Origin of the sequence: Leptospira ellinghausenii, from assembly GCF_003114815.1 — a bacterium.
Taxonomy (GTDB): domain Bacteria; phylum Spirochaetota; class Leptospiria; order Leptospirales; family Leptospiraceae; genus Leptospira_A; species Leptospira_A ellinghausenii.
This window is the reverse complement of the sequence record NZ_BFAZ01000010.1, coordinates 162,154-186,913: the sequence shown is the minus strand read 5'-3', so window position 1 is coordinate 186,913 and position 24,760 is coordinate 162,154. Positions and strand designations below refer to the sequence as shown.

The following is a 24,760-nucleotide window of genomic DNA, read 5'->3' as shown; positions in this document are numbered from 1 at the left end:
CTTGTACCAAAACAGGTAGTTTTGTAAATAATGTGTAACCGTTAAATGGTTTAGAGGAAAATCAAAGTATGGCAACAACTCCTACCCCAATGAAAAAGTCCGAAATGCTCAGCGAACTCGCTGAAACAACTGGAATGACCAAAAAAAATGTAGCAGCATTTTTGGACTCTTTCGTTGAACTCGCTTACAAAGAAACTAAGAAGAATGGTGCATTTGTCATTCCTGGTCTAGGTAAACTTGTTAAACGTAATCGTCCGAAAAGAAAAGGTAGAAACCCTGCAACTGGTGAAGCGATTGTTATCCCAGCAAAGACAGTTGTGAAATTCACTCTTTCTAAAACTTGCAAAGATGCGGTTGTCCCACCTAAAAAATAATGTCATCAATTCTCCCAGGTGGGAAACTACCTGGGAATTTTATGGAAAAAAAACCATATCCATTCTTACCGTTTGAAGACTCTCTCGTAGGGGAAAAAGCTCTACTTGTTTGGCAAGATAGCCATCACTCTGAAAAAAATTTAAAAGACCATTTACTCATGGCTTTGGAATTAAGAGAAGATCAGTTAGTATTTACTCCAAACGCAATCAAACAAAAGTTAATGGTTTCATATCCTAGTGAAATTAGGAATTTAATAACAAACAATCAAACTAGTGAAATTCCCAAATTACTGATAGCAATTGCAAAAGGAAATACACCATCAAATTCTCAACCAGCATTAGATATTTGTTTTGAACTCATAGAATGGTTGTTAACTGGATTTGATTTGGATGAAGTTTTAAGAGAAACTTTATCATTATTATTCGGAATTACTTTATCAATTGAGTTTTTAACATCTGTTCGTGCTGAGTATTTTAAAGAGTTACGTGGTTAAATAAAACTAACAAAAAAGTTTTTTGATTGTCAGTTTGTGAATTTGGTTCAAAATTTGGAGCAAATAAGGATTTTTGGTAACTTCTATGCAAACTCGAAACATCTATAAATGGGGATCACAAGAAGTGGAAGAAAAACTTCCCTCACATACATTGGATTTTTTAAATCATCAATTCCCAGTTTCAAAAGAATTTAAATCTGCTCTTCCTAAAGGTGAACTCCCTTTAAAACCATTAAAGAAATCGAAGTTAACTCCAAACATCATCTCAAAACTAAAAAAAATTGTTGGGAATACGAATGTGTCGTTAGACGATGTTAGCCGAGCAAAACATTCAATGGGAAAGTTTTATACTGAAATTTATAAAGCTCGGTTCGGTGAAGTATCGGATGTTGTCGATGTAGTGGTCTCTCCAAAAAATGAAAAGGAAATTGAAGAAATTTTAACTCTTGCGAATGCAAATAAAATTCCCGTCATTCCATTTGGTGCAGGATCCACAGTCACAAAAGCATTACAAGCTCCGAAAGGAGGGATCTCCCTTGATTTGTCTCGATTCAATCGTATCATTGAATTTAATGCAATTGATTCAACAGTAACCGTCGAAGCTGGTGTATATGGACCAGAATTAGAAAAACATTTAAATGACAGGGGATATACCTGCGGACATTTCCCTCAATCATTCGAATTTTCAACTGTAGGTGGTTGGATTGCAGCAAAAGGGGCAGGGCAAGCCTCAACTGGTTATGGTAAGATAGAAGATATTCTTCTTGGATTAACAGCGATTACACCTTCTGGTAAATTTGAATCAAAAATTTATCCTGCAGCTTCCATTGGTCCTGATATGTTTCGTTTGTTTCTTGGAACGGAAGGAAGTTTTGGTGTTATAACAAAGGCTACTTTAAAAATTCGAAAATACCATTCACAAAATTCTGCTAAAGGTTCTTTTATATTCAAAAACTTTGAAAGTGCAGTGGAAACAATGCGAGAAGTGATGCAAGGGGGATTTGGAAAACCTCATTTTTTCCGAATCCAAGATCCTGAGGAAACTGATATTTCTTTTCATATGAGTGGATTACATGGAGGAAAAGAGGATCTTTTTCTAAGGTTTATTGGTTACAAACCAATGCAAAGGTCACTTATGCACATCATCATCGATGGAGACCCTTCTTATACAAAAGAAGTTTTGAAGAAAATCAAAAAGATAGCAAAATCGAATGGGGGATTTTCCACCGGAGAATCACCTGTTAACAAATGGCTACACCAAAGGTATTCAAGTGCCTACTTGCGTGATTATTTAATGGATGAAGGTATTCGGATTGATACCTTAGAGACCGCTGTTAGTTGGTCAAACCTTCATACTTTATGGGAAAACACAAGAGCATATATTAAAAGTTTTGAAAATACCTCATGTATGGTCCATATATCCCATGCATATGAAAATGGAGCAAATTTATACTTCATTTTCCTAAGCCCTATGGACAAACAAAATGAAGTTTCCTCTTTTGTTAAATTTCATAAAGGTATTATCGATAGTATCCATGAAAATGGTGGATCACTTTCACATCATCATGGAATCGGAAGAATGTTGTCTCCATGGATGGAAAAAGAAGTTGGGAAAGAAGGGATTCGTATCCTATCTTCTCTCAAAAAAACTTTTGATCCAAAGGGAATTATGAATCCAGGTGGATTATTAGGATTAAAATAATGGGTGTTTCTGAAAGGAAAAAAAGAGAATTTGCACAAAGAGAAACGGACATTCTAAATTGCGCGATTGAACTTTTTCGAACAAAACATCCATCTCTTGTGAAGATGGATGATATCGCAAAACATTTGGAAATTGGACGAGGGACAATTTATCTACATTTTAAAAGTAAAGATGATTTGATGGCTCGTATCCAATATGAAGATTATGTTCGTCTTCGGGAAAGGCTTGAAAAAGCTTTTGAAGAAAAAACTGCTATTGAGATGTCTAGGCGGGCCATTCGAGCCTACATCGATCATTGTTTAGGTGATAAACATATGTACCTCGTTGCTAAACAATGTGGAGTGAATCTAAACATTGATAATGTTTCTGAAGACATGAGGAAAATGCTCACAGATGAACGATCAAATCGATTGTCTTTATTAGAAAAAATTTATAAACAAGCAAAAATTGAAAATCTCATCAACTCACGAGGAACCTATCCCAATGTGGCCGTTGCATGGGGAATGATCCGTGGTGCAGTAGAAGTGATTCTCGATGGGCATTTTCAAAATGAAATAAAAAGTGAAAAAGCATATTTAGAAACGATAGAACATGTTTTATTTTTTGGATTATTTTCAGGTGGAAACAAAGGAGAAACATGATGAGAAAGATAAAGGTAATTTTAAATCCAGTTTCGGGTGGAGGCCTTTCTGCAAAAGTTTGGCAAAAAATTGAACCTATTCTCATCCAAAAGGGGATTTCCTATTCATATGAAGCAACTACCAAAGAAAAAGCCGCAAAAGATATCGCAAAGGAATCTGTAAAACAAGGGTATCATTGGATTTTAGGCATTGGAGGAGATGGTACTTTCTCAAATATCATCAATGGACTTTTTGAAAATGGAAAATTGATCAATCAAAATGTTGTATTTAGCCCGATCCCTGCTGGCCGGGGAAATGATTTTATCAAAACTGTAAAGGTTCCAAAAAATCCAGTAAAAGCATTGGAACAAGCGTTAAATGGCAGCGAAAGACAAATTGATTTAATTGATGTTACCTATACCAAGCCTGATAAATCAAAAGGTAAATATTTGTGTTTGAACTTGGCTGATTTTGGAATGGGCGGAGAAGTTGTATATAGAGTGAATCAATCAAAATTAGGTAGGTTTATTGGTGGCAAAGGTGTATTCCTTTTTTATACAGTTGTTTGTTTGTTTTCATATACAAATAAAAAAATCACACTCACACTTTCCAAATTTGAGAAAATCACAAATAAATGTAGGTTAATTGTTTGTGCGAATGGCGAATTTGCTGGTGGAGGAATGTGGTTTGCACCGAAAGCTAAATTAGATGATGGAAAAATGGATTTATTGGCAATCCAAGACGTTTCCGTTTTTGAGACACTTCGAAAATTTGGAAATCTTTACCAAGGAAAATTATCTGATGATGCAAAAGTAATTTCAAAACAAATTACTGAACTGACAGCAGAATCAGAAGAAGATGTATTTATCGATGTAGATGGAGAAAATATGGGGCAACTTCCTGCTCAGTTTAAAGTTCTTTCCAAGGTATTACCAATTAAATGTTAAACTTATGAAAAATAGCACCAAACAAGAAAATTCGAGATTAGATCATTTAAAAAAAGAATACGATATTCTTGTCATTGGAGGTGGGATTACTGGTGCCAATGTTTTATGGGATGCAACACTAAGAGGATATAATTGCCTTCTAGTGGAAAAAAATGATTATGCATCTGGTACAAGCCAAGCAACTTCCAAACTAATCCACGGCGGACTACGTTATTTAAAAAATTTTGAACTAGGTCTTGTGCGTGAATCTTTATCAGAACGAAGGTATTTAGCGAAAATTTCTCCACATGCTGTTCGACCTATGGGTTTTATCATTCCGATTCGGTCTCTCTTCCAAAGGATACAGTTATTGTTAGGCATGGAGTTATACAATTTATTATCTTTTGATAGAAACAAAGAAATTGACCCAGATGTTCAACTTCCCAGATACCGATGGAATTCCGTTGCGGAAACAATTTATAAGGTGCTGGGTCTTGGTAGAAAATCACTGAAAGGAAGTTTCCAATACTACGACTATGCAAATCCAAATCCAGAGAAACATACAACTGAGTTTATCCTTTCTGCAAAAGAAAAAGGTGCACATGCTTTCAATTATTTATCTGTTACTACCTTAAAAAGACAAAATAGTGGCGGTTATACGGTAGGGTTGACGGATGAAATCACTGGCAAGAAGATTTTGGTATCTGCTAAGGTAGTTGTCAATTCGGCAGGACCTTGGGCGGATTTAATTGAGTCTATGGCTGGAATTTCAGCAGAAAAAAAATTAGTTCGATCCAAAGGGATTCATGCAGTCGTTCGTAATATTTGCGGTAATGAGTGTGTTGTATTGTCAAAACGAGATGGCTCACATTTATTTGTGATCCCATGGCGTGGCAAAACGATCATCGGAACTACTGATACTGCATATGAGGATGATCCAGACAAGTTTAAAGTCAAACAATCCGAAATTGTTGATTTGATCGATGAAGTAAATCATAGTTTTGGTTTTGCAAAATTAACATTAAAAGATGTCGATTATTATTACGGTGGATTAAGACCACTTGTGGAAGATCCAGGTAGTACTGAAGGAACATACTCTGCTTCAAGGAAATCGGAGATATTTCATTATGAAGATGAAGGTTTCGCTGGATTTTTTTCAGCATTAGGTGGAAAATACACAACAAGTAGAGCGGTTGCAGAAAGTTTAGTGAATGCAATTGATACTTATACAAAAGGAAAAATTGATCCTTGTGTCACAAAGTTCACACCATTACTTGGTGGAAGATACCAGAACCTTAAGGAATTGGTTACCGAAATTCAATTTAAGTTTCCACAAGTCCCTGGTATTAAAATGGATACATTAGTTAGACGGTATGGCAGTTTAACATGGAAAATATTATCATTAAAAGGATTGGATACATATCGAATTCCTAATGGCGAGATGTATTATGAAGATGAAGTGGAATACATAGTTTTAAATGAAGACATTCATCATTTAACTGATTTTTATTTCAGAAGGTCTGGAGTCGGAACAGTTGGGAAAGTAGAAACATCGGAACGAACTCGTCTAGATAAAAAAATTGCTAAGTTACTTGGTTGGAGTGCAGATCGCCTGAAAGAAGAAGCCAAAAAAGTTGATGAACGTTATCAGTGGTTTGTTGATTAAGTGCCAAGAATAAAAATCGATATTCCAAATCATAAAATATTTGAAACATCTTTATCTGTTCGAATATCAGATATCAATTTTGCCGGACATTTGGCACATGATGCGATTTTGACATTAACACATGAATGTAGAGCTAGATTTTTCTATTCTCATGGATGGACTGAGATCAATGTAGAAGGCAAAGGAATAGTTGTTTCTGATGTGGCTATTGTTTATAAATCAGAAGCTTTTTTCCCTGATGATTTGAACATTCAATTGTACGTAGATCAAATCTCAACAAAATCATTAGATATGTTGTATGTGATCACACATAAGGATGGAAAAGAAATTGCTCGTGCTAAAACTGCAATTGTCTTTTTTGATTATTCGGAACGGAAACCTTGCCCAATCCCAGCAGTGTTTTTAAGTGTAATCAAAAAAGAATCTAAGAATTAATTTTTATCGTTTTGAGCAATTTTGTTTTGAATGAGAGACAAAAATTTTGTTTCTTCTAGCTCATAACTGAGCTTATGGATGCCACCTAAGGGATTGAGCCGGACTGCTTGATTCCAAGTATTTGATTCTAATTGTTTCCAAATCCCAATCCCAAATCGGCCGTATTCATTACGTATCCACTGCATAAGTTGAGTTATGGTTTCTATATTTTTATCTTTCCGTTTCGAATATGTTAGAATAAAATTTAATAGTTCTTCTATCCCTTTCTTTTTTACAACTGATGTTTTAAAAATTGGTGGAAGTGACTGGTCAGGGAGAATGTCTTTGATAAATTCGAGAGTGGACTCTAACATATAATAACTTGAATTTGCCAAAGACTCTTCATCACATTTGTTGATGATAAAAGCTTCGGGAACTTCCATAATTCCTGATTTCATAAACTGAACTTGGTCACCACCCAAAGGTTGCATCACAAGAAATGAAATATCGGAAATGAGTGATACTGAAATTTCGTTTTGTCCAATACCAACCGTTTCAATGAATACATAATCAAAAATCTTTCTTAAAAAACGAATTACATGATAGGTATAGGGATTGAGTCCACCTAATTCAAGTTGAGAAGGTTGTGATCGAAAATAAATCCTCGTGTCCCGTCTTGGAAGAGTAACTCTTGTACGATCTCCAAGTATCGAGCCGCCACTGATATTGGAAGAGGGGTCAATTGCAACGATTGCCATTTTTTTGACTGGTGCAAAGTCCAGGAACAAACGACAAAGTTCTCCGAGTAACGATGATTTGCCGGCACCAGGCGTTCCTGTGATTCCAATGGTAAGACCATCTTTGGCATTTGGTTTTTGAGATTGGATTTCGTTGAACAAACTTTCACGAAATGTTAGATTGTTTTCTGTTTCGATTTTGGAGATGATTTTTGCAATGGGAAACTTCTCACCAAGGAGTGCTTCTGAAACCAATTGCGATAGTGTTTCTGTGGAATCCATCAAAGAGTTTGCCATTGTAAAACGAGTAGTATTCGAGCTGAAACCTCCACTAATATTCACTTCGAATTATAGTGGAGGTAGTTGGATCTCGTGGTTAAACCAGGGCTGGTTCAACTGAAATGATATCGATGATCTTGTTCATGATCGACATCAAATCATAATCTTTTGGAGTAAAGATCTCGCGGATTCCCATTTTTTTCAATTCTTCAAAATCGGATTCTGGGATGATCCCACCAATCACAACTGGGATGTTTGCTTTGTAGTGAGCAAGTTCATCAAATAGATGTTTTGCGATTTCTTTATGGGAACCAGAAAGAATGGAAAGTCCAATCACATTTGCATTTTCTTCCACCGCAGATTGTACAATTTCCTCTGGAGAGAGTCGTATCCCAGAGTAAATCACATCAAATCCACTGTGTTTTGCAGAGACTGCAATCATTTCCGCACCATTGGAGTGTCCATCAAGTCCCGGTTTTCCCACTACAATTTTTGGTCTATGTCCATGGGCTTTTGTGAAGGCCTCAACTTTTCCACGAACAGTGGCTACTTTATCATCGGAGAGAAAAAGTTTTTGTCCATCTACACCAGTTGGTGGGTTGTATTCGCCATACACTTCGCGAAGAGCGTCTGCCCATTCTCCTGTAGTCACAAGTGCTTTTGCACATGCAATGGAATATGGCATAAGATTTTTTCCATCTTTTGCTGCTTGTTTGAGTTCTTCTAAAGATTTTTTAGCAAGTTCTGCATTTCGTCGACTTTTTGCTTCTGCCAACACACCTAATGTTTGTTCAGCGGATTTAGGATCAACTTTGAAAATACCACCGTCAGAGTCAGTCATAAGTGGAGATTTGATTCCGTCAGTCCATTTGTTTTTACCAACGATCACAAGTTCATTGGAATTGATTTTGGAAAGCCTTTCGGTTTGCGATTTCACAAGTTGTGATTTCATATAACCGTTTTCAATGGCAACAAGAGCACCGCCCATATCGAGAATTTTTTGGATTTCTAATTTGGCTTGTTCTTTTAGGGCTTTTACTTTTCCTTCAATGACTTTTGAACCTTCAAAAATATCTGGGTATTCTAAAAGATCGGTTTCATACGCTAAGACTTGTTGCAAACGAAGTGACCATTGTTGGTCCCAAGGTCTTGGAAGGGAAAGAGCTTCGTTCCATGCTGGTAATTGTAAAGCACGGCACCTTGCGTTACGAGATAAAGTCACACCCAACGCTTCGATCAGGATTCTCCATGCATTGTTTTCTGGTTGTTCTTCTGTGAGACCAAGCGAGTTTACTTGTACTCCATATCGGAACACTCTGTACTTAGCATTTTTGACACCGTAACGTTCTTTTGTGATCTCTTCCCACATTTCTGTGAAGGCACGCATTTTGCACATCTCTTCTACAAAACGAATCCCAGCGTTGACAAAAAAGGAAATCCTTCCCACACACTGTTCGAATTCATCCTCTGTAAAACAGTTTCTTTCTTTAATGGCATCTAACACTGCAATCGCTGTTGCAAGAGCAAAGGAAAGTTCTTGTACAGGTGTTGCACCTGCTTCTTGTAAGTGATAAGAACAGATGTTAGAGGGGTTCCACTTTGGAATATTGTGCAGACAGTATTCATACATATCCACGATGATTTTCATCGAGTCTTTTGGTGGATAAATGTAAGTTCCTCGTGCCAGGTATTCTTTGATGAGATCGTTTTGAGTAGTTCCGTTTAGTTTTTCGAGGGGAACTCCACGTTCTTCCGCAAGTGCCACATAAAGCGACAAGAGCCACATAGAGGTTCCATTGATGGTCATCGATGTGTTCATCTCCTCGATTGGGATTTGGTCAAATAAAATGCGGAAATCTTCAAGTGAGTTGATAGGAACTCCCACTTTTCCGATTTCAGGCCTTGAGACTTCGTGGTCGGAGCTATAACCACACTGTGTGGGTAGATCAAATGCAATGGAAAGCCCTGTTTGGCCTTTAGAAAGGTTCTTTCTGTACAACTCATTGGAGGCTTTTGCGTTGGTGTGCCCTGCATAGGTCCTAAAAATCCATGGTTTGTCAGGTTTTCCCTGTCCATTCTCGTCAACGAGAAGGTAATCTTTTTTTTCGGCGGACATTCTTTGCCTCGTTTTATAATTTCTATGTATAATTGAAAATCTTCTGGAATATTTTCACCTAAAAATTTATACAGGACTAGGCAATTTAAGCCTTTTCCAAGATGCGCGAACCTAAACCTTTTTCACCAATTCCATTCATTTTTAGCATCTTACTCTTAAGTTTGGGTTATGCGTTGTTCTCATATTTTAGACCTTTCCCGACGACAGAAACAGAATGGGAGTTTTTGGCAAATGCCAAAGCTGCAACGGAGGAGGGGGGACTCATTTCTGCAAGAGAACCTCTTGCTTTTTGGTTTGTAGTCACTTGGAAAAAAATCTTTGGTAGCAATTACATTCCATCCTTCATTGCGTTAGCTGGCTTATTTTATAGTTTGTTTTTACATCTATTTTTGTTGTTACTCAGAAATGTAGAATGGAAACGAAATCACTATTTTGTGGTTTATCTTGCTGCCTTTTTACCATTTTCCTACGGATTCCCAACTTCCTATTTCACAGAAACACTTTGTTTGGTATTTTTGTTACTTGTCTTTTTGACATTTCGATTAGAAAAGATGACAGACTTACTGATTTTTCCAACATTCACACTTCTTGCCTTTTTCTCTAGTTTTATCATGTTCTATTTGGGTTTCACATTCTTTGTGATCTTCACGGGGATTCGTGGTTCTAGAAAAGCAGCACAAAAAACATCAGTTTTTTATAAGAAAAAAAATGTTCCGTTTTTATTTTTACTTGGATACTTAGCTTTTTTTGTCATCTCACTTATCTTTTTCTCTTACTCCAATTTTTTTGGAGAAAAATCGATCAGTTTTCTTTTCAAAACTTGGTACCAAATAGCACTGATGATATTACTTCCTATGTTAACCATTGGGATTGGACATATATTATTAAAAACAGAAAAAGAACTGAATACAATTACAGCTTCTGTTGTCTTAGGCATTTCAATCCTTGTTTCCGTGTATTTTATCTTTAAGGATTTGCGTTCTTCTGCCAAGGAACCGTGGGATACTCAAACCAAAAATTTAACCAAATCATTTGGTCAGGCTCTTGTACTAAAATCAGATCCTATTTATTTACCAAAAGAGTTTTCCTTTGCTTTGTATTTCCAAACAGGAACCAAAACTAAATATTTAAAAGAAACAGTGATTCCTGATAAATCCTTTTTATATGTAGAAGGGATATGGAACCAAGACATCCAATTAGTGCAAAAATCTGGATTGTTCCGAAAATCGAATCGGTCGATTGGGATTGTTCCATTGAGCGAAGACGATGTCCTCATTCAAAAAACTACCTTCGATAGAATTAAAAATGAAAAAAACCTAAGTTTTATCTCTAAGAAGATAGAAGAATCGTGGATGAATATTCCCGCAAAGCGCCCGTTTGACGAATATACAGCAGGATTACAAAAAAAGTTTGGTTATTTGAGTTTTTACTAAAACTTCGGATTAAGAACTAAAGTCTTTATAAAATCGTTTCACCTTAGAAACATATTGTTTTGTTTCTTCATATGGTGGAATGCCTTTGTATCGTTTCACAGCACCAGGACCTGCATTGTAAGCGGCAATTGCCTTTTCTGGATCCTTAAATTCTTTCATGAGACCTTTTAAGAATTTTACACCACCAGTAATGTTTTCTTCTGGATCAAAAGGGTCCTTTACACCCAAACTTTCTGCTGTCTCGGGCATTAGTTGCATGAGGCCCATTGCCCCTTTGGGAGAAACTGCTTTCGTTTTAAATCCAGATTCTGCTTTTACCATAGCCTTCACTAAATTTGGATCCATCCCTTGAGCTTCTGCAATGGATTCGATGGTACCAATGAGATCCCCCGTTTGTTTGGGGCCTCGTGAAAGAGAAGGCTCCAAGGATTTCGCTGTATCAGGAAAAGGAAGTTGGATCGAGTCATTCGAAACGGGATTTGTCTCACTCGTTTGTTTTGCCCCATTTTGTTTGTTCCATTCCTTTTCTAATAGATCAGGGAAGGAGACAAGGGTACTAGGATTCTTTGCCATTTGGGACAAAGATTCCATTCGGCCTAGGACAGACGAAACAGACGGGATATCAGTGAGTTTCACATCATTCCCTTCGGTCGAAATTTGGAAAACTGAAGTAAAAAATTATGTCTCTTATTAAAATCTGGAAGTTTGGATTTGGTGTAAGTCTTTTGCGCCCAGTGGTTTCACAAGGTAACCTTTCACATTGGGAAAGGACAAACTTTTGGATTTGTCGGAAGGATCTATGGAGGATGTGAGAATGTAAATCGGGATTTGTGAGATGGGTGTGATCGTTTGGATTGTATCCAAAAACTGCCAACCATCCATGATCGGCATATTCAAATCTAAAAACAAAAGTTCGGGTAGTTGTTCCGAAGACTGTAAGGCAGTGAGTGCTTCTGCTCCATTCGGGTAAGTGAAAATTTCAGAAGCAAACGATAGTTTTTCCATTAGGGTTTTGATGAGGAAAGTTGTAACAACATCATCTTCAATCAAAAATACTTTGGAAATTTGGCTCATGATTCTGGAAAACTTCTCTCAGAAACTATCGATTTCTGGAAAAGAAGCAACCAATAAAATGATAAAACCACTCTTTACAAGGAATGAGGAGAGGTTAAAACTTCTGGCCTTAGTATTTCTTTTAGTTTTTTCTCTTCTAAGAATCCAAGTTCAAGGACGATTGATTCCACAGAACGATTTTCGGCAAGAGCACGTTTTGCGACTAAGGTTGCATTTTCATACCCAATGTATGGATTTAGTGCAGTTGCAAGACCTGCTGATGTTTTGACTCTGGATTCTAGAATTTTTCGGTTTGCAGTGATTCCTGAAACACAGTTAGTTTCCAAAGTCTTACAACCGGCTGTTAGGTGCTCAATGCTTTTGAATAAACTATGGGCAATGATTGGCTCAAATGCATTCAATTGTAATTGTCCTGCTTCTGCCGCCATAGTGATTGTGATATCATTCCCAATCACTTCAAAGGCAATTTGATTGACCACTTCTGGGATGATGGGATTCACTTTGCCTGGCATGATGGAGGAACCCGCAGCCTTTGCTGGTAAATTGATTTCGTTAAATCCACCTTGTGGGCCACTTGAGAGTAATCGTAAATCATTACATACCTTTGAAAGTTTGGTAGCAATCCGTTTTAAGACACCAGATAATTGTACAAATGCACCGGTATCCTGTGTTGCTTCGATCAAATTCGGAGCTGCATTTAAATCAAATCCAGTTTGTTTTGCCAGGATTTCGGTTACAATCTTCGAATAACGAATGTCAGTATTGATTCCTGTACCGATTGCAGTAGCTCCTAAATTAATTTCGCCTATGAGGGAAGTTGCTTCCTTCAATCTCGAAATGTCCTCTCCTAACATAACTTCGTAAGTTGAGAATTCTTGTCCCAATGTCATTGGCACTGCATCTTGTAACTGAGTTCTTCCGATTTTTAAAATATCTTTGAATTCATTAGATTTTTTTCGAAACGATACCTGCAAACTTTCTAAAGCAGAAAGTAGTCCAATGATGGAAAATACAGCAGCCAATTTGATCGAGGAAGGATATACATCATTTGTACTTTGTGACATATTGACATCATTGAGTGGGTGGATCATTGTGTAATCACCCTTGGGATGGCCTGCTAATTCTAAAGCAATGTTTGTAATCACTTCATTGGCATTCATATTCGTAGAAGTTCCTGCACCACCTTGGATGACATCCACTACAAATTCCGAATGGAATTTGCCGTTTAAAATTTGATCACAAGCTTCCACGATCCATTTTGATTTTTCGGAAGGGAGTAGACCTAATTGTAAATTTGCCAAAGCAGAAGCTTTTTTGATATGGGCAAGGGCACATACCAAATCAGGATACGTGCCAATGGACTTCCCCGTGATGGGATAATTTTCAAGTGCTCTTAATGTGTGGATACCCCAATAAACATCCTTAGGAATTTCTCGTTCACCGAGTAGGTCATGTTCCATCCGAAAATTTGTTTCTGTCATTTCAGAATTTCTCCAATTGAGTACGAAAGATACTAGACCAAAAAGAATTGGGAAGAAGATTTATGTTCTGCATGAAGAAATTCACATTCCTATTTATTTACTTTAGCCTTCCATTTTCTACGATCTTTTTATTTGGTATTGAAAAGACAAACCTGGAAGTAACTTGCAAACAAAAAGAAGAAACAATCAAAACGATATTCCAACTTTTACCTGATTCAGATCGGAGTTGTCCTGAAATTGCAAAACTTGTTCTCACTGAAGAAGATGAAGAAGGCGAAAAATTGGACAAAGAATACCAAGAATTGTTTTTGAAAGTGTGTGAGTTAAAACGCAAAAAACGTACATTAGAAGAGATTCGTGACAATTTGGGGCTTACCAAACAATGTAATTCCTACCAATCCGTGACGAAAAAGAATTGATTCTTCGACTCAATTTAGTAAATTTATTGCCAAGTATATGTTGAAGTACATTCCCATTTTCTGTTTTTTCCTTTTTCCTATGGTCCTTCTGCCATGTGAACCTTTTGTTACAAAAGTTTTGTCACCTATCGACCATTCATCGAAAGACAAAAGTTTTTCGGAATTCAAAGGCAAATTTTTAAAAACCTTAAAATCAAAAGATCGAAAATCCTTAGAATCTTTTTTGGACAAAGACATTCATTTTACATTTGGTCCAGAAACTGGCAAAAAAGATTTTTTAAAATCATTCCAACTGACAGAAAAACCAAATGATTCCGATTTTTGGAATTTAATGAATGATACAATCCAGTTAGGTTTACGTCAAAATGCAGAAGGCCAAATGGTTGCTCCTTATTTTTTTGAAACATTCCCAAGTGATTATGATCCCTTTTCACATTACCTCATCATTGGAAAAAACGTAAATGTAAGAGAGGATGCATCAAAAGAATCAAAGGTGATTGCCCAACTCAGTTACCAAATTGTGAAGTCCGAAGCTGATGATTTGGATGGAAGGCGATTGGAGAAGGAAAGTAATTGTAATTGGAAAAAGATTTGTACACCTCAGGGAAAAGCCGGATTTGTTTGTGATCGATTCATCCGTAGTCCTCTCGACTACAGAGCTTTTTTCGAAAAAAAGAATGGGCAATGGTATCTAACAACATTCATTGTTGGCGATTGATAGCTGTTAAATTATCAAATCCAATAGTTTTTTCTTGATATTCGAAACATAGGTTTACAAATAAGAACAAACAATCGTAAAAGGATTCACTATGTTAAAAAAATTGCTTTTAGGTGCTATTGCACTTTCACTCACCAACTGTTTGGTTTTAAATCCACTTGGTGCAACAATTGATAGGGAAAAGGGTTCTGTCGCTGCAGGTAGAATCACTGATGCAGCCATTCAAACAGACCTAGTCAATTCCACTCTTTTAGCTGGAAGAGCGTCTATTTCAATCCTCTCTCTTTTGGCGGGAGATATTGCAAATATTGAATCAGATAAATACTATGTAAAAGCGGATGTAGATAAATGCGTTGATGAGATTACTGGATTCAAAGGATTTGTTCTTGGATCTTTAATCACAAATATCATTTCTTGCCAAGATTTGAAATCAGACGGTTACGTAACGGGAGATCCGTTCCCTAGCCTTTAAATCTAGCAATCTTTTCCCTGCTCTTTTTTTTAGGGCAGGGAACCATTTCAAAACCTTCCGGGTCATATTCTCAAAACAAAAAAGGAAGGTTTTATGATCTCTTTTAAAAAAGCTCTCAAAATCACAACGACCCTTGGTCTTGTTTCGGTTATGGCGTTTGCCTTTGGAAATTGCCGTGGTCACAAAGACTTTGAAAAACGTATCGAATGGGTAACATCCAAACTCACTTCAAAATTAGATTTGGACGATGCTCAGAAAGCAAAACTAGAAAGTATCAAAGCAGAACTCATCGCCAAACACAAGGAGATGAAACCAAAACATGAATCTTGGGCTAAAGAATTGGCAACTCAGATTCGTTCTGAAAAAATTGATACCAAGTATCTCGACAAAATGAGTCTAGAAAGAGAAACACGCCACCAAGAAATGCGTAAGTTTTTCCAAACAAAACTTGTTGAGTTCCATGCGGTTCTAAAACCAGAACAAAGGGAAAAATTTGCGGAACTCGTTGAAAAATTTGCATCTCGTCACCAATCACCTGAAGAGTAAAACATGGCAAATTTTGACTTCGAATCTGTAGTCAAAGAAACCAAATACTTGGTTTTAAAAACGATCGGTGACACACTCATCGATCGTTTTGACGATGCCACTGAGGATGTAGTTCAGGAAGTGTATTTTCGTGTTTTTAAGTCCCTCGAAAAAGGTGGATTTGATGGTCGATCTAAGCTTTCCACTTGGATCTACACAATTGCAAAAAATGAAGCCTTACGTATGAACGAAAAACGTTTACGAGAAGAAGAAAAAGCAAAACGATATTTACAAAAAAACAAATCGAACTTATTCCAATCAGATGAGAATCACTCCATTTTAAAACAAGAATGGATTGAATCTACCTTACTAAAAATCCCAGAAGTTTACCAAAAGACAGTACGTTTGTATTTATCAGGCAAAACAATGGACGAAATTGCAAACGAACTCAACATCAAAGAGGGAACCGTAAAATCTAGATTGTTTCGCACAAAAGAATGGATTCGAAAATCGTTGCCAGGAGTGAAAAATGAATTCCAAGAATCATAAAAGATGGGAAGAATTATTGAATGATTCTGATTTTGAATCGCGTATTGTTCGTAAAATAGAAACCAAGGTGCAAGCACAACGAAAGAATCGAAACCTAGTTGTCTCGTTTGGGCTAAGTTTTATCATTTTGGTATCGTTTACGTTCCACCAATGGGTCATTGAACCCAACGAAATGATCAGTAACATGAGTTATTTGGTAGAAGAACTAAGTTCTGAATCGATTGTGAGTTTGAGTTTTGATTGATATATGTCATTGACAAATATCAGTACAATTTGGAGGCATCTTACTGAAGAATTAGGTATATTTAATTCAATTGTTTCGTCATAATTTGATAAGGAACAATATAAAATGAACGCTTGCATTCTCTACCTAAACAAAAAACGAATTGAGATGATCAAGTTAGAATCAGATCACATGGAATCAAAGTCCTGGGAAAAATTGAAAGAAACCGATAAATGGGATTTTGCAGAGATTACCAAAACTTTAGATTCACCAAATGAAGTGATCCTGGTGGGTGAATCGGGTCTAAATATGGAATACCGCCGATGGTTAGCCAACCATGACCGTGTTTTAGCCAAAAAACTCATCGCTGTGATTGGAAGTGCGATCGAAACAAAAATCAATCCAAGTGTTGTCAGTCACTTCAAAGAAAAATACTTTCGAGGAAGGGCATAACTTTTAGATCAAATGATCACAAGACTCCGAGTGGGCATGAAAGAACAAACGGAAGAGTAAAAACCCAAGTGAAGTGAGAATGATCACGGTGCCAAAAACTGGAATCCACTTGGGTTGAATGTAGTTTCGAATTTTCCCCATAACAACACTTAAGCCTGTAAGCATTGGGATTGTACCTAGATAAAAACAAAACATCACAATCCCCCCTGTCACTGCACTTCCTGTTGCAAACGATGCAGCATATGCTGGGTATAAAACACCACAGGGTAGGAGAGCACTGAGAATTCCAATTCCAAACCCTAAACCATTCAGATTTGTCTTTTCACGGATTTTTTGTAAAATATTGGAAATCCCTTTTGGTAATGTTCCAAATTTGGAATTTGTAGGAAGGAAAAGCATTCGTATCAAAAAAAAGAGTAACAGGACAAATGTAAAAGTTCCTGCAATGCTTTGGATGGACTTGAGTTCTCCTATTGCGTTAGCTCCTTTGCCCATCAATCCTAACACAATTCCTAAAAAGGAATACGATACCATTCGGCCTACATGATAGAGAATCACAGGGATTTGTTTGGATGGTTTCGATGTTTGCAGGAGAGAAATAAACGGTCCACACATCAAAGCACAGTGAAAACTACTCAGTAATCCATAAAGAATGATAGAAGCAAAAAAGCTAAGATTTGTCAGTTGGTCCATTTTGTTTGTCTTCTGTTTTTGTTAAAGAGGGTTCCACTTTTGATTGAACAGGGTATTCTTCTTCAAAAAACATTCTATATTTAGGTGACTCAATGTCTTCGAATTGACCTTTTCGGAATGCCAAAACAAATACATATAAAAAGAAACCAGCAATACACATTGCCATGGGAATAGTTAAATAGAGGGCTTCCATTTGGGGATCCTTATGCGTATTGATAACGAATTAATGAGAACTGTCAAACTAGAACAAGCCATAAATACGGCACAGATTACAGGTAACATCAAACCAAACATAGCAAGTGGTAACATAATCGAATTGTAACAGAAAGAAATGATAATGTTTTGTAATATGACTTCTTTTGTTTTTTTGGCAGATAGTAAAGAATGAATGAGTCCGTTTAAATTTCCAGAAGTAAGTACGACGTCCGATTTTTCGAGTGACATATCTTCAGCTTCCGTATGCGAAATGGAAACATTTGCCCTAGCCAAAGACAAACTGTCGTTGATTCCATCACCCACCATAATGACCACATTGCCTTTGTTTTGTGAATCTTGGATGATATTTGCTTTTTCTTCGGGTGAAAGGTCTGAATAAAACTGTTGGATCCCTAATGTATTTGCAATGGACTTTACCGCCGGGAAACGATCACCAGAAAGGATTGCTATTTTAGGTATCATTTGTTTCAGTAAAGTCACAAATGAATGAGCACCTAACCTCACTTCATCTGCCAGTACAAATTGCCCTAACATTTTACTGTCAATGGCAACGTAGATGATAGAGCCTTCTTTATCAGTATGGGAATCAATTTTTATGTTTTGGTCTTTGAGAAGAGCTTGGTTTCCAATGAGAACCGAATGTTCGTTACCCATCCAAAGGATAGTTCCTTTGACACCTTGTCCTGGGATATTCTGTATATGGAGAAGTTCCATTTCTTTTGCTTTTTCCTTCACCAAATGGAAAGGGGAAAGATACCTTACAAGAGATTTGGCTAAGGGATGGTTAATTTCCTTTTCGATTCGATAAACAAATGGTAGGTGTTCCTCTGAAACAGTAACCAAACGAACAAGGAATTTCCCTTCCGTGAGTGTTCCTGTTTTGTCCAAATAAATTGTATTTGCCTTTGCTAAAGTTTCCACAACGGACGGATTTTTTAACAGTACACCTTTTTCAGCATTTAAAATATGATTTGTGACGAGGGCAGTGGGAACTGAGATTCCTAAGGCACATGGACAGGCAACAATCAGAACAGATATCGTTGTGACCAAACTCTGTTCTAGATTGCCATTCGTGACAAACATCCAGACTCCAAAACAAACAAATGCCAATAGGAAAACGACTGAAATAAAATAAGATGCAATTCTTTCCGTTAGGATTTGGATTTTTGGTTTTAAGTGCAGTGCTTCCTCTAAACGCAGTTTCAGCGAAGACAATGTGGATGCATGGTAATCAGAATTAGCTAGGATGAGAGCTGGATTGTCCATTGTGAGGGAACCAGCAAGAATGGAATCTCCTGTTTGTTTTCGAATCGGGACAGATTCCCCTGTTAAAAATGATTCATCAACATAGGTTTCCTTTGATAATAAAATTGCATCCACAGGGATACGTTTACCAGGTGCTACTTGGATTTTATCACCTAACCTAATTTCACTGCTCGGGATTGTAGTTTCAACATCTTCACTGATACGAACTGAAGTTTCTGGAAGTTTACAAAGGATGGATTCTAATTTATCCGAAGCAAATACCCTTGCCTTTTCTTCAAAGTATTTCCCTATTAAAATAAAGAAATAAATCATCGCTACGGAATCAAAATACACTTCTCCTTTGTCAGTTAATGTGACAAAAACAGAATAAAAATAAGCCATCGAAATTCCTAAAAATAGAAGGAAGTCCATGGAGAGAGTTCGCCTTCTAATACTTGTTAAAAATCCCGACATAAAAGGAAACCCAGAATACAAGTAGGCAGGTGTTGCAAAAACCCAAGAAGCATAGTGAAACATACGTTTGAGATTGAGATCAATTCCAGTGAAGTATCCAGAATACAATGCAACACTTAGAATCATGATATTCCCAAAACAAAAACCGGCCACACCAATGCGAAGTAATAAGTTCTTAAGTTGTTTTGACTTTTGTAAATTCCCTTCGGTAGGGGAGAATAAAATCGGTTTATAACCAATCGCACGGATTAGGGAAAGGATACGTGAAATTTTAATCTTAGATTTATCAAATCGGATTCTTGCACGCCCAGAAGCAAAATTGATTTGAGCAGATAGGATTCCTTCTTCTTCATTCAAAACTTTTTCATTGATCCAGACGCAGGCAGAACAATGGATGTTTGTGATCTGGATTGAAACTTCCGAAAATTCTCCGGAGGGCCTTACAAACTTTTGGTATACCAACTCATTCTCAATCTCTGATTCGTTTTCTTCGATTTCAACGGGGCTGAGTTTAGTATTTCCTTTTAGGTTATAATAATAACTACCACCTAATGAATGTATAATGGAATAAACAGTTTCACAACCTTCACAACAGAAAACCTTTGTATCGTCTCCCAATTTGGATTCGATACGAACCAAACGAATGGGATTACCGCAGTGGTCACATTCCGTTGTTGTGTTTTGTGATGTTGTTTCTTTCATTTAACTATGATTTTACCTTCTCTTTCAAAGGATTTTCCGCTGATATTTGCAATCAGCCTCATGTTCCAAGTACCTGATTCTTTTAATGGAATTTTTCCAGTGAAAGTGAAATCTGATGGTTTTAAATCATATCGAGTTGTGTTTTTGGTAGTTGCATTTCGTTCCAGTATGACATAAACTGAATCTGCCTTCACAATTGATTCGTTTTGATTTAAAGTAACCGTTAATTCTAAATCACCAAGAGGAAGTATTGTTGTTTTGTCCCAATTGGTAGATAATTTGTAGCCTTGTTTGATCAGTTCTTTTTGATTTTCAATTGCCTTTTCATAATTCAAACCGATTTCATAATAGTTTTTGTCCATGACTGGCTCAAAATGTTTGTAAGTAAGGCGTATCGTATAAAAGGTTGCTGCCACAAGTCCAGTAAAGCTAAATAAAACCACATACATTGCATTGCGTAAACTAGGGTGTAAGTCTTTGAACATAATTATTTCCTTGGTAGAGACAGTGATAGTTTTTTCTCTAGTTTTTCATCTGGATCTTGTATGTTTTTTAAAACGATGGAACCAGGTAAATACCCTTCGTTTAATTCTTGTTCGGAGAGAGTTTGTGTTTCCAATACAACGGAAATACTTTTGATTTCTCCGGAACCTAAAGTGAATTGATTATTTTCTTCACCTGAACGAATGAGGATTTCCTTTCCATGCCTCGTATCAAAAGCAGTAAGTTGGAATTCTTTTTCGACAGGTGCAATATTTTGGATTCTGAGGGCTACGAAGGCTCTGATTTTATTATCAGGAATGAGAATCGGGGGCATCGATTTATTCGAAGCGGCAATCATTGACATTGGAATTCTTGTGAGAAGTTGGATACTTGCCCCTGTGAGAACCACACCTAATAAAATCGCATACACCACTGTCCGTGGTCGAACCCATTTGATTTTATCGCCAGTTTCAATTTGTTTGAGTGAAAAATATCCGATTAAGGTTTTTTTGTTTTCTTTTGCCATGATGGATGTACATGCATCCACACATTTCCCGCAGGCAACACAACCTACTTGTAAGCCATCACGGATATCAATTCCTGTTGGGCAAACTACCACACACATATTACAAGCAATGCAGTCTCCGATTTTGGTTTTTCCATCACGACGAGGTTCACCACGTTTGAAATCGTAAGTTACATTCCAGGAATGTTCATCCATAAGAAGGGTTTGGAATCTTGCATAAGGGCATGCATAACGACAAAATTGTTCCCTGATAAACCCGATATCAATGAACATCGCTGCGGTAAAAAATAAGGTAAAATAAAAATAGGTTTCGGAAAATGCGGAAAAACTCATATAATCAGCTAACATTTCATAGGGGCTAACAAAATACGCAATCCAGTGAAAGGAAGCAATAAATGAGACTACGATCCATATAAAATACACCGTGTATTTTCCTACAATGGATGCGTCTTTTTTTCCATATTTAGAATCTAAAACAAACCGACCAATTCGATCGAATAAGTCGGTATAAATGGTTTGGGGGCAACCCCATCCGCACCAGACACGTCCAATGACGGATGTAAAAAAGAAAAGTGATAATCCCATCGTCAGAAGGAAAAACCATAAAATTAGTCCTTCTTGTGGGATAAAAAGACCACCAAACAAGTGAAACATCCTTTTGGGAATGTCCAGTCGGATGAGAGGGCTACCTTCTGGTAACACTACCCAAGGTGCGACTAAAAATAATCCCACGAGAAAACTCATGACGATATTTCTTCGTGTCCTTACTTTTCCTGATTGGGGTCTTGATATGATCATCTTTATTTTGCCTTTACCAAACTACTGTTCTTTGTTGCAAGCCACGCCATAACAGCATATACTTTCTCAGCACCTAAACCTTCCCAAGCTGGCATACCACCTCGGTTGAGTTTTTGTCTATCTGGTCCAATTCCTTTCATGATGTTATTAAATACTTCTTTATCAGTATTTCCATGAATCCAATCTTTATCAACCAAACTTGGTCCTACCGCACCTTCTGCAGTTGGTCCGTGGCAAGCTGAGCAAATTTGTTTGTAAGTGCTCTCACCTTCTTTAATCGCAACAGCATCATCGCGGTATGGATTTGAGCCATCCTCTGGATTTGCTACAACAACTTGTTTTGTTGGAAACTTAGTTTCGTGTTCCGCCACTTCTTTTTCGAAAGCAACATCTTGTGGCCAATCGGAGTACCAGTGAAAGTATACAACATAACCGATGGATACGATGATACTGATGAGCCATACTAATTTCCACCAAGGTGGCATTGGATTGTCGGCTTGGAAGATTCCGTCTACTTCTTTTGGTTCTTTCATTCGTATTAATCCTCCTCAAGCATTCGATACTTGGGTTTTTCCATTTCTTCTTTACTGCGTTTTTTATAAACGTAGTAGGTGATGTATGCAATTGCGATCACAAGGATCGGCAATCGCAAACTTTTATAAATTAAGAGAAGGTCGGCGTCATTCATGACTCTACTTCATCCCTTTTTGTAACTCTGCAGAGTCACGTCCTAGTTTTTGCAAATAAGCTACAAGTGCATCTCCCTCAGTTTTATCTTTGAGAAGTGATGGAGCATTTGCTAAATCCTCTTCGGAATATGGTACCCCGATGGATCGTAATGCTTTCATGTTCGCAACAACTTGTTCGACATCTACTTTGTGTGACTCTTCGAATAACCATGGATAGGCTGGCATAATGGAGTTTGGTACACCACCTACGGTTCTTGGGTTGATGAGGTGGTTTTTATGCCACTCATTTGATCGTAACATTTGTGACTCGTGTGCTAAGTCAGGTCCCGTACGTTTTGAACCCCAAAGGAATGGATGGTCGTAAACAAACTCTCCACCTTTGGAATAACCATTTCTTCCATACGATTTAGTTGGATCAAAACGATCCACTTCCCATTTAAAAGGACGAACCATTTGTGTATGACAACCAATACAACCTTCTCTTTGGTAAGTATCACGACCTGCCAACTCCAATGCTGAATATGGTTTTACAGTGGAAATCGGAGTAACTGTTTTGGTTAGGAAAAACGGAGGGATGAGTTCAAAAAGTCCACCAATCACAACTGCAATGGTTGTATAAATTGTAAACTTAACACCTTTTGTATCCCAACGGTCAGCAATTTCTGAAAACCAATCTAAGAATTTGTTAAAACCAAACATTATGATTTCACTCCTATACGTAAGTCTTGTTCCACAAAACCACTGTCTTTGTTTTGAATGGTTTTGATAAAGTTATACACCATAAGGATAATCCCTGTCAGATAGAGTGTTCCTCCAATCGCTCGGAATAAACGGAATGGTTTTAAGAACTCAACGATCTCAACCCAATCTTTATAAACGAGTTCACCGTTTTCACCTACAGCTCTCCACATTGATCCTTCTGTGATCCCAGATACCCACATGGAAATGATGTAGAGTAGGATACCAAGCGTACCGAGCCAAAAATGTGCATTCGCAAGTTTTTCACTGTAGAGGTTTGCATTCCAAAGTCTAGGGACTAAGTAATACAAGGCAGCAGCTGACATAAAACCAACCCAACCTAAAGTCCCAGAGTGAACGTGACCAATGATCCAGTCTGTGTTGTGACCTAAAGCAGAAACGGCACGGATGGAAAGAAGTGGTCCTTCGAATGTTGACATACCATAAAATGTTACGGCAGCTAACATCATTTTAAGGGTTGCATCCACTTTGATTTTGTCTTTGGCTTGTGTGAGTGTTAAAAATCCATTTAACATACCTCCCCAAGACGGCATCCATAACATGATGGAAAATACCATACCAGTTGTTTGTAGCCACTCAGGGATTGGTGAATACAATAAGTGGTGAGGACCTGCCCAAATGTAAATAAAGATGAGAGACCAAAAGTGAATGATGGAGAGTCTATGTGAGTAAATTGGTTGTTTGATGTGTTTTGGGAGGTAATAGTACATAAGTCCCAAAAATGGAGTTGTGAGAACAAATGCCACCGCATTGTGACCATACCACCATTGGATGTTGGCATCAAATACTCCTGCATAAACCGAATACGATTTTAAGAATCCTGCAGGGATTACGATGTTATTCACAATGAAGAGTAGGGGAACTGTCACGAAGGAAGCAATGTAAAACCAAATGGCAACATACATTTGTTCTTCTTTTCGTTTGAGTACCGTCATGAGGTAGTTTGCAAAAAAGATTACATACCATACAACTATGAGTAAGTCGATAGGCCATTCTAATTCAGCATATTCTTTTGATTGGCTGTAACCGAGTGGTAATGTGATCGCAGCTAAAACAATTGATAGATTGTATAATGCCAAATGCAGTTTGGAAAGAGTGTCGTTCCACATTCTTGTGCGACAAAGTCTTTGTACTGTATGATAAGCAGTGGCGAAGATTACGCTCAATGCAAAACCAAAAATGGCAGCATTGGTATGTAATGGTCGTAACCTTCCGAAGCTCGTCCAAGGTAATTCCAAATTCAGCTGTGGATACACAAGTTGGAAGGCAATGATGACACCAAATGTCATTGATGCAACGCCCCAGACTAACGCTGAAATGATAAACCCTTTTACGATAAAATCGTCATATTGAGTTTTTTCCGTAGCCAATGTTTCTCTCCTTAATCTTTATCAGTTCTATTTCTTTAGAGAACTTAATCCTTTATACAAAGAAGACGAAGAAAAGAAAGAAAAACAGGAAAGCGAGACTATGTTCCACCCTTGATTTTTGTCAAGGATG

General features: G+C 37.3%; 29 protein-coding genes. 15 read left to right on the top strand and 14 right to left on the bottom strand.

The window, feature by feature from the left end:
- Positions 1–68: 68 nt before the first annotated feature.
- The 7 genes from DI076_RS17775 (at position 69) to DI076_RS17745 (ending at position 6,217) form a co-directional block, all read left to right on the top strand.
- Entirely contained in the window at positions 69–374 is a 306-nt protein-coding gene (locus DI076_RS17775; RefSeq protein ID WP_004788037.1) for an HU family DNA-binding protein, read from the top strand.
- 41 nt (positions 375–415) lie between these two features.
- Positions 416–868 carry a VanZ family protein gene (locus DI076_RS17770; RefSeq protein WP_108961285.1) on the top strand — a complete coding sequence of 151 codons (453 nt, stop codon included), beginning with the start codon at positions 416–418 and terminating at the stop codon, positions 866–868.
- A gap of 85 nt (positions 869–953) precedes the next feature.
- Positions 954–2,570, top strand: coding sequence for an FAD-binding oxidoreductase (locus DI076_RS17765; protein WP_108961185.1), 1,617 nt, complete (start codon positions 954–956; stop codon positions 2,568–2,570).
- Positions 2,570–3,211, top strand: a complete 642-nt coding sequence (locus DI076_RS17760) for a TetR/AcrR family transcriptional regulator (RefSeq protein ID WP_108961184.1) — start codon at positions 2,570–2,572, stop codon at positions 3,209–3,211. The genes DI076_RS17765 and DI076_RS17760 overlap by 1 nt, the downstream gene beginning before the upstream one ends.
- Positions 3,208–4,137 (top strand): diacylglycerol/lipid kinase family protein, encoded by a 930-nt coding sequence (locus DI076_RS17755; protein WP_245918558.1) that lies wholly within the window; start codon positions 3,208–3,210, stop codon positions 4,135–4,137. Before DI076_RS17760 ends, DI076_RS17755 begins: the two co-directional genes overlap by 4 nt.
- Positions 4,138–4,141: 4 nt before the next feature.
- A complete protein-coding gene (locus tag DI076_RS17750) occupies positions 4,142–5,782 on the top strand; it encodes a glycerol-3-phosphate dehydrogenase/oxidase (RefSeq protein ID WP_108961183.1) in 1,641 nt (546 codons plus the stop codon).
- Positions 5,783–6,217: an acyl-CoA thioesterase gene (locus DI076_RS17745; RefSeq protein ID WP_108961182.1), complete on the top strand. Its 435-nt coding sequence runs from the start codon at positions 5,783–5,785 to the stop codon at positions 6,215–6,217.
- Here the strand turns inward: DI076_RS17745 and DI076_RS17740 are convergent.
- Positions 6,214–7,218: a P-loop NTPase family protein gene (locus DI076_RS17740; protein ID WP_108961283.1), complete on the bottom strand. Its 1,005-nt coding sequence runs from the start codon at positions 7,216–7,218 to the stop codon at positions 6,214–6,216. The genes DI076_RS17745 and DI076_RS17740 overlap by 4 nt on opposite strands.
- 91 nt (positions 7,219–7,309) lie before the next feature.
- Positions 7,310–9,328: a protein meaA gene (locus DI076_RS17735; RefSeq protein WP_108961181.1), complete on the bottom strand. Its 2,019-nt coding sequence runs from the start codon at positions 9,326–9,328 to the stop codon at positions 7,310–7,312.
- Positions 9,329–9,429: 101 nt separating this feature from the next.
- Here DI076_RS17735 and DI076_RS17730 point away from each other — a divergent pair, with 101 nt between their 5' ends.
- Entirely contained in the window at positions 9,430–10,761 is a 1,332-nt protein-coding gene (locus tag DI076_RS17730) for a hypothetical protein (protein WP_108961180.1), read from the top strand.
- Between the two features lie 9 nt (positions 10,762–10,770).
- On the opposite strand, the gene DI076_RS17725 is transcribed toward DI076_RS17730, so the two are convergent.
- The 3 genes from DI076_RS17725 to DI076_RS17715 form a co-directional block, all read right to left on the bottom strand.
- Positions 10,771–11,397 (bottom strand): lytic transglycosylase domain-containing protein, encoded by a 627-nt coding sequence (locus DI076_RS17725; RefSeq protein WP_108961179.1) that lies wholly within the window; start codon positions 11,395–11,397, stop codon positions 10,771–10,773.
- A 54-nt stretch (positions 11,398–11,451) separates the two neighbouring features.
- On the bottom strand, positions 11,452–11,835 hold the full coding sequence (locus DI076_RS17720) for a response regulator (RefSeq protein WP_167396552.1): 384 nt from the start codon (positions 11,833–11,835) through the stop codon (positions 11,452–11,454).
- 74 nt (positions 11,836–11,909) lie between these two features.
- Positions 11,910–13,316, bottom strand: coding sequence for an aspartate ammonia-lyase (locus DI076_RS17715; protein WP_108961177.1), 1,407 nt, complete (start codon positions 13,314–13,316; stop codon positions 11,910–11,912).
- Between the two features lie 71 nt (positions 13,317–13,387).
- On the opposite strand from DI076_RS17715, the gene DI076_RS17710 reads away from it, so the two are divergent.
- The 7 genes from DI076_RS17710 to DI076_RS17680 all read left to right on the top strand — a co-directional run bounded on the left by DI076_RS17710 (position 13,388) and on the right by DI076_RS17680 (position 16,675).
- On the top strand, positions 13,388–13,735 hold the full coding sequence (locus DI076_RS17710) for a hypothetical protein (protein WP_439957317.1): 348 nt from the start codon (positions 13,388–13,390) through the stop codon (positions 13,733–13,735).
- A 37-nt stretch (positions 13,736–13,772) separates the two neighbouring features.
- Positions 13,773–14,453: an SH3 domain-containing protein gene (locus tag DI076_RS17705; protein ID WP_108961175.1), complete on the top strand. Its 681-nt coding sequence runs from the start codon at positions 13,773–13,775 to the stop codon at positions 14,451–14,453.
- A gap of 91 nt (positions 14,454–14,544) precedes the next feature.
- Positions 14,545–14,925: a TIGR04452 family lipoprotein gene (locus DI076_RS17700; RefSeq protein WP_108961174.1), complete on the top strand. Its 381-nt coding sequence runs from the start codon at positions 14,545–14,547 to the stop codon at positions 14,923–14,925.
- A 93-nt stretch (positions 14,926–15,018) separates the two neighbouring features.
- On the top strand, positions 15,019–15,471 hold the full coding sequence (locus tag DI076_RS17695; RefSeq protein ID WP_108961173.1) for a Spy/CpxP family protein refolding chaperone: 453 nt from the start codon (positions 15,019–15,021) through the stop codon (positions 15,469–15,471).
- Positions 15,472–15,474: 3 nt separating this feature from the next.
- Positions 15,475–15,999: an RNA polymerase sigma factor gene (locus DI076_RS17690; protein WP_108961172.1), complete on the top strand. Its 525-nt coding sequence runs from the start codon at positions 15,475–15,477 to the stop codon at positions 15,997–15,999.
- On the top strand, positions 15,980–16,243 hold the full coding sequence (locus DI076_RS17685; RefSeq protein WP_108961171.1) for a hypothetical protein: 264 nt from the start codon (positions 15,980–15,982) through the stop codon (positions 16,241–16,243). Before DI076_RS17690 ends, DI076_RS17685 begins: the two co-directional genes overlap by 20 nt.
- A 105-nt stretch (positions 16,244–16,348) precedes the next feature.
- Positions 16,349–16,675, top strand: a complete 327-nt coding sequence (locus DI076_RS17680; protein ID WP_245918554.1) for a hypothetical protein — start codon at positions 16,349–16,351, stop codon at positions 16,673–16,675.
- Between the two features lie 3 nt (positions 16,676–16,678).
- On the opposite strand, the gene DI076_RS17675 is transcribed toward DI076_RS17680, so the two are convergent.
- The 9 genes from DI076_RS17675 to ccoN are packed head-to-tail and all read right to left on the bottom strand — an operon-like array spanning position 16,679 to position 24,630.
- A complete protein-coding gene (locus tag DI076_RS17675) occupies positions 16,679–17,368 on the bottom strand; it encodes a sulfite exporter TauE/SafE family protein (RefSeq protein ID WP_108961170.1) in 690 nt (229 codons plus the stop codon).
- The gene (locus DI076_RS17670; protein ID WP_108961169.1) at positions 17,346–17,561 is read right to left on the bottom strand and encodes a cbb3-type cytochrome oxidase assembly protein; all 216 of its coding nucleotides are present in this window, start codon (positions 17,559–17,561) and stop codon (positions 17,346–17,348) included. The genes DI076_RS17675 and DI076_RS17670 overlap by 23 nt, the downstream gene beginning before the upstream one ends.
- Complete coding sequence (locus DI076_RS17665; protein WP_108961168.1) at positions 17,543–20,005, bottom strand: heavy metal translocating P-type ATPase; 2,463 nt, start codon at positions 20,003–20,005, stop codon at positions 17,543–17,545. Before DI076_RS17665 ends, DI076_RS17670 begins: the two co-directional genes overlap by 19 nt.
- The gene (locus tag DI076_RS17660) at positions 20,002–20,490 is read right to left on the bottom strand and encodes a FixH family protein (protein ID WP_108961167.1); all 489 of its coding nucleotides are present in this window, start codon (positions 20,488–20,490) and stop codon (positions 20,002–20,004) included. The genes DI076_RS17665 and DI076_RS17660 overlap by 4 nt, the downstream gene beginning before the upstream one ends.
- A gap of 2 nt (positions 20,491–20,492) precedes the next feature.
- Positions 20,493–21,812 (bottom strand): cytochrome c oxidase accessory protein CcoG, encoded by a 1,320-nt coding sequence (gene ccoG / locus DI076_RS17655; RefSeq protein ID WP_108961166.1) that lies wholly within the window; start codon positions 21,810–21,812, stop codon positions 20,493–20,495.
- A gap of 2 nt (positions 21,813–21,814) precedes the next feature.
- A complete protein-coding gene (locus DI076_RS17650; protein WP_100715965.1) occupies positions 21,815–22,345 on the bottom strand; it encodes a c-type cytochrome in 531 nt (176 codons plus the stop codon).
- Positions 22,346–22,350: 5 nt separating this feature from the next.
- Positions 22,351–22,500: a CcoQ/FixQ family Cbb3-type cytochrome c oxidase assembly chaperone gene (locus tag DI076_RS17645; protein WP_100715964.1), complete on the bottom strand. Its 150-nt coding sequence runs from the start codon at positions 22,498–22,500 to the stop codon at positions 22,351–22,353.
- 4 nt (positions 22,501–22,504) lie between these two features.
- Positions 22,505–23,200, bottom strand: coding sequence for a cytochrome-c oxidase, cbb3-type subunit II (gene ccoO / locus DI076_RS17640; RefSeq protein WP_108961165.1), 696 nt, complete (start codon positions 23,198–23,200; stop codon positions 22,505–22,507).
- A complete protein-coding gene (gene ccoN, locus DI076_RS17635) occupies positions 23,200–24,630 on the bottom strand; it encodes a cytochrome-c oxidase, cbb3-type subunit I (RefSeq protein ID WP_108961164.1) in 1,431 nt (476 codons plus the stop codon). Before ccoN ends, ccoO begins: the two co-directional genes overlap by 1 nt.
- Positions 24,631–24,760: the final 130 nt, after the last annotated feature.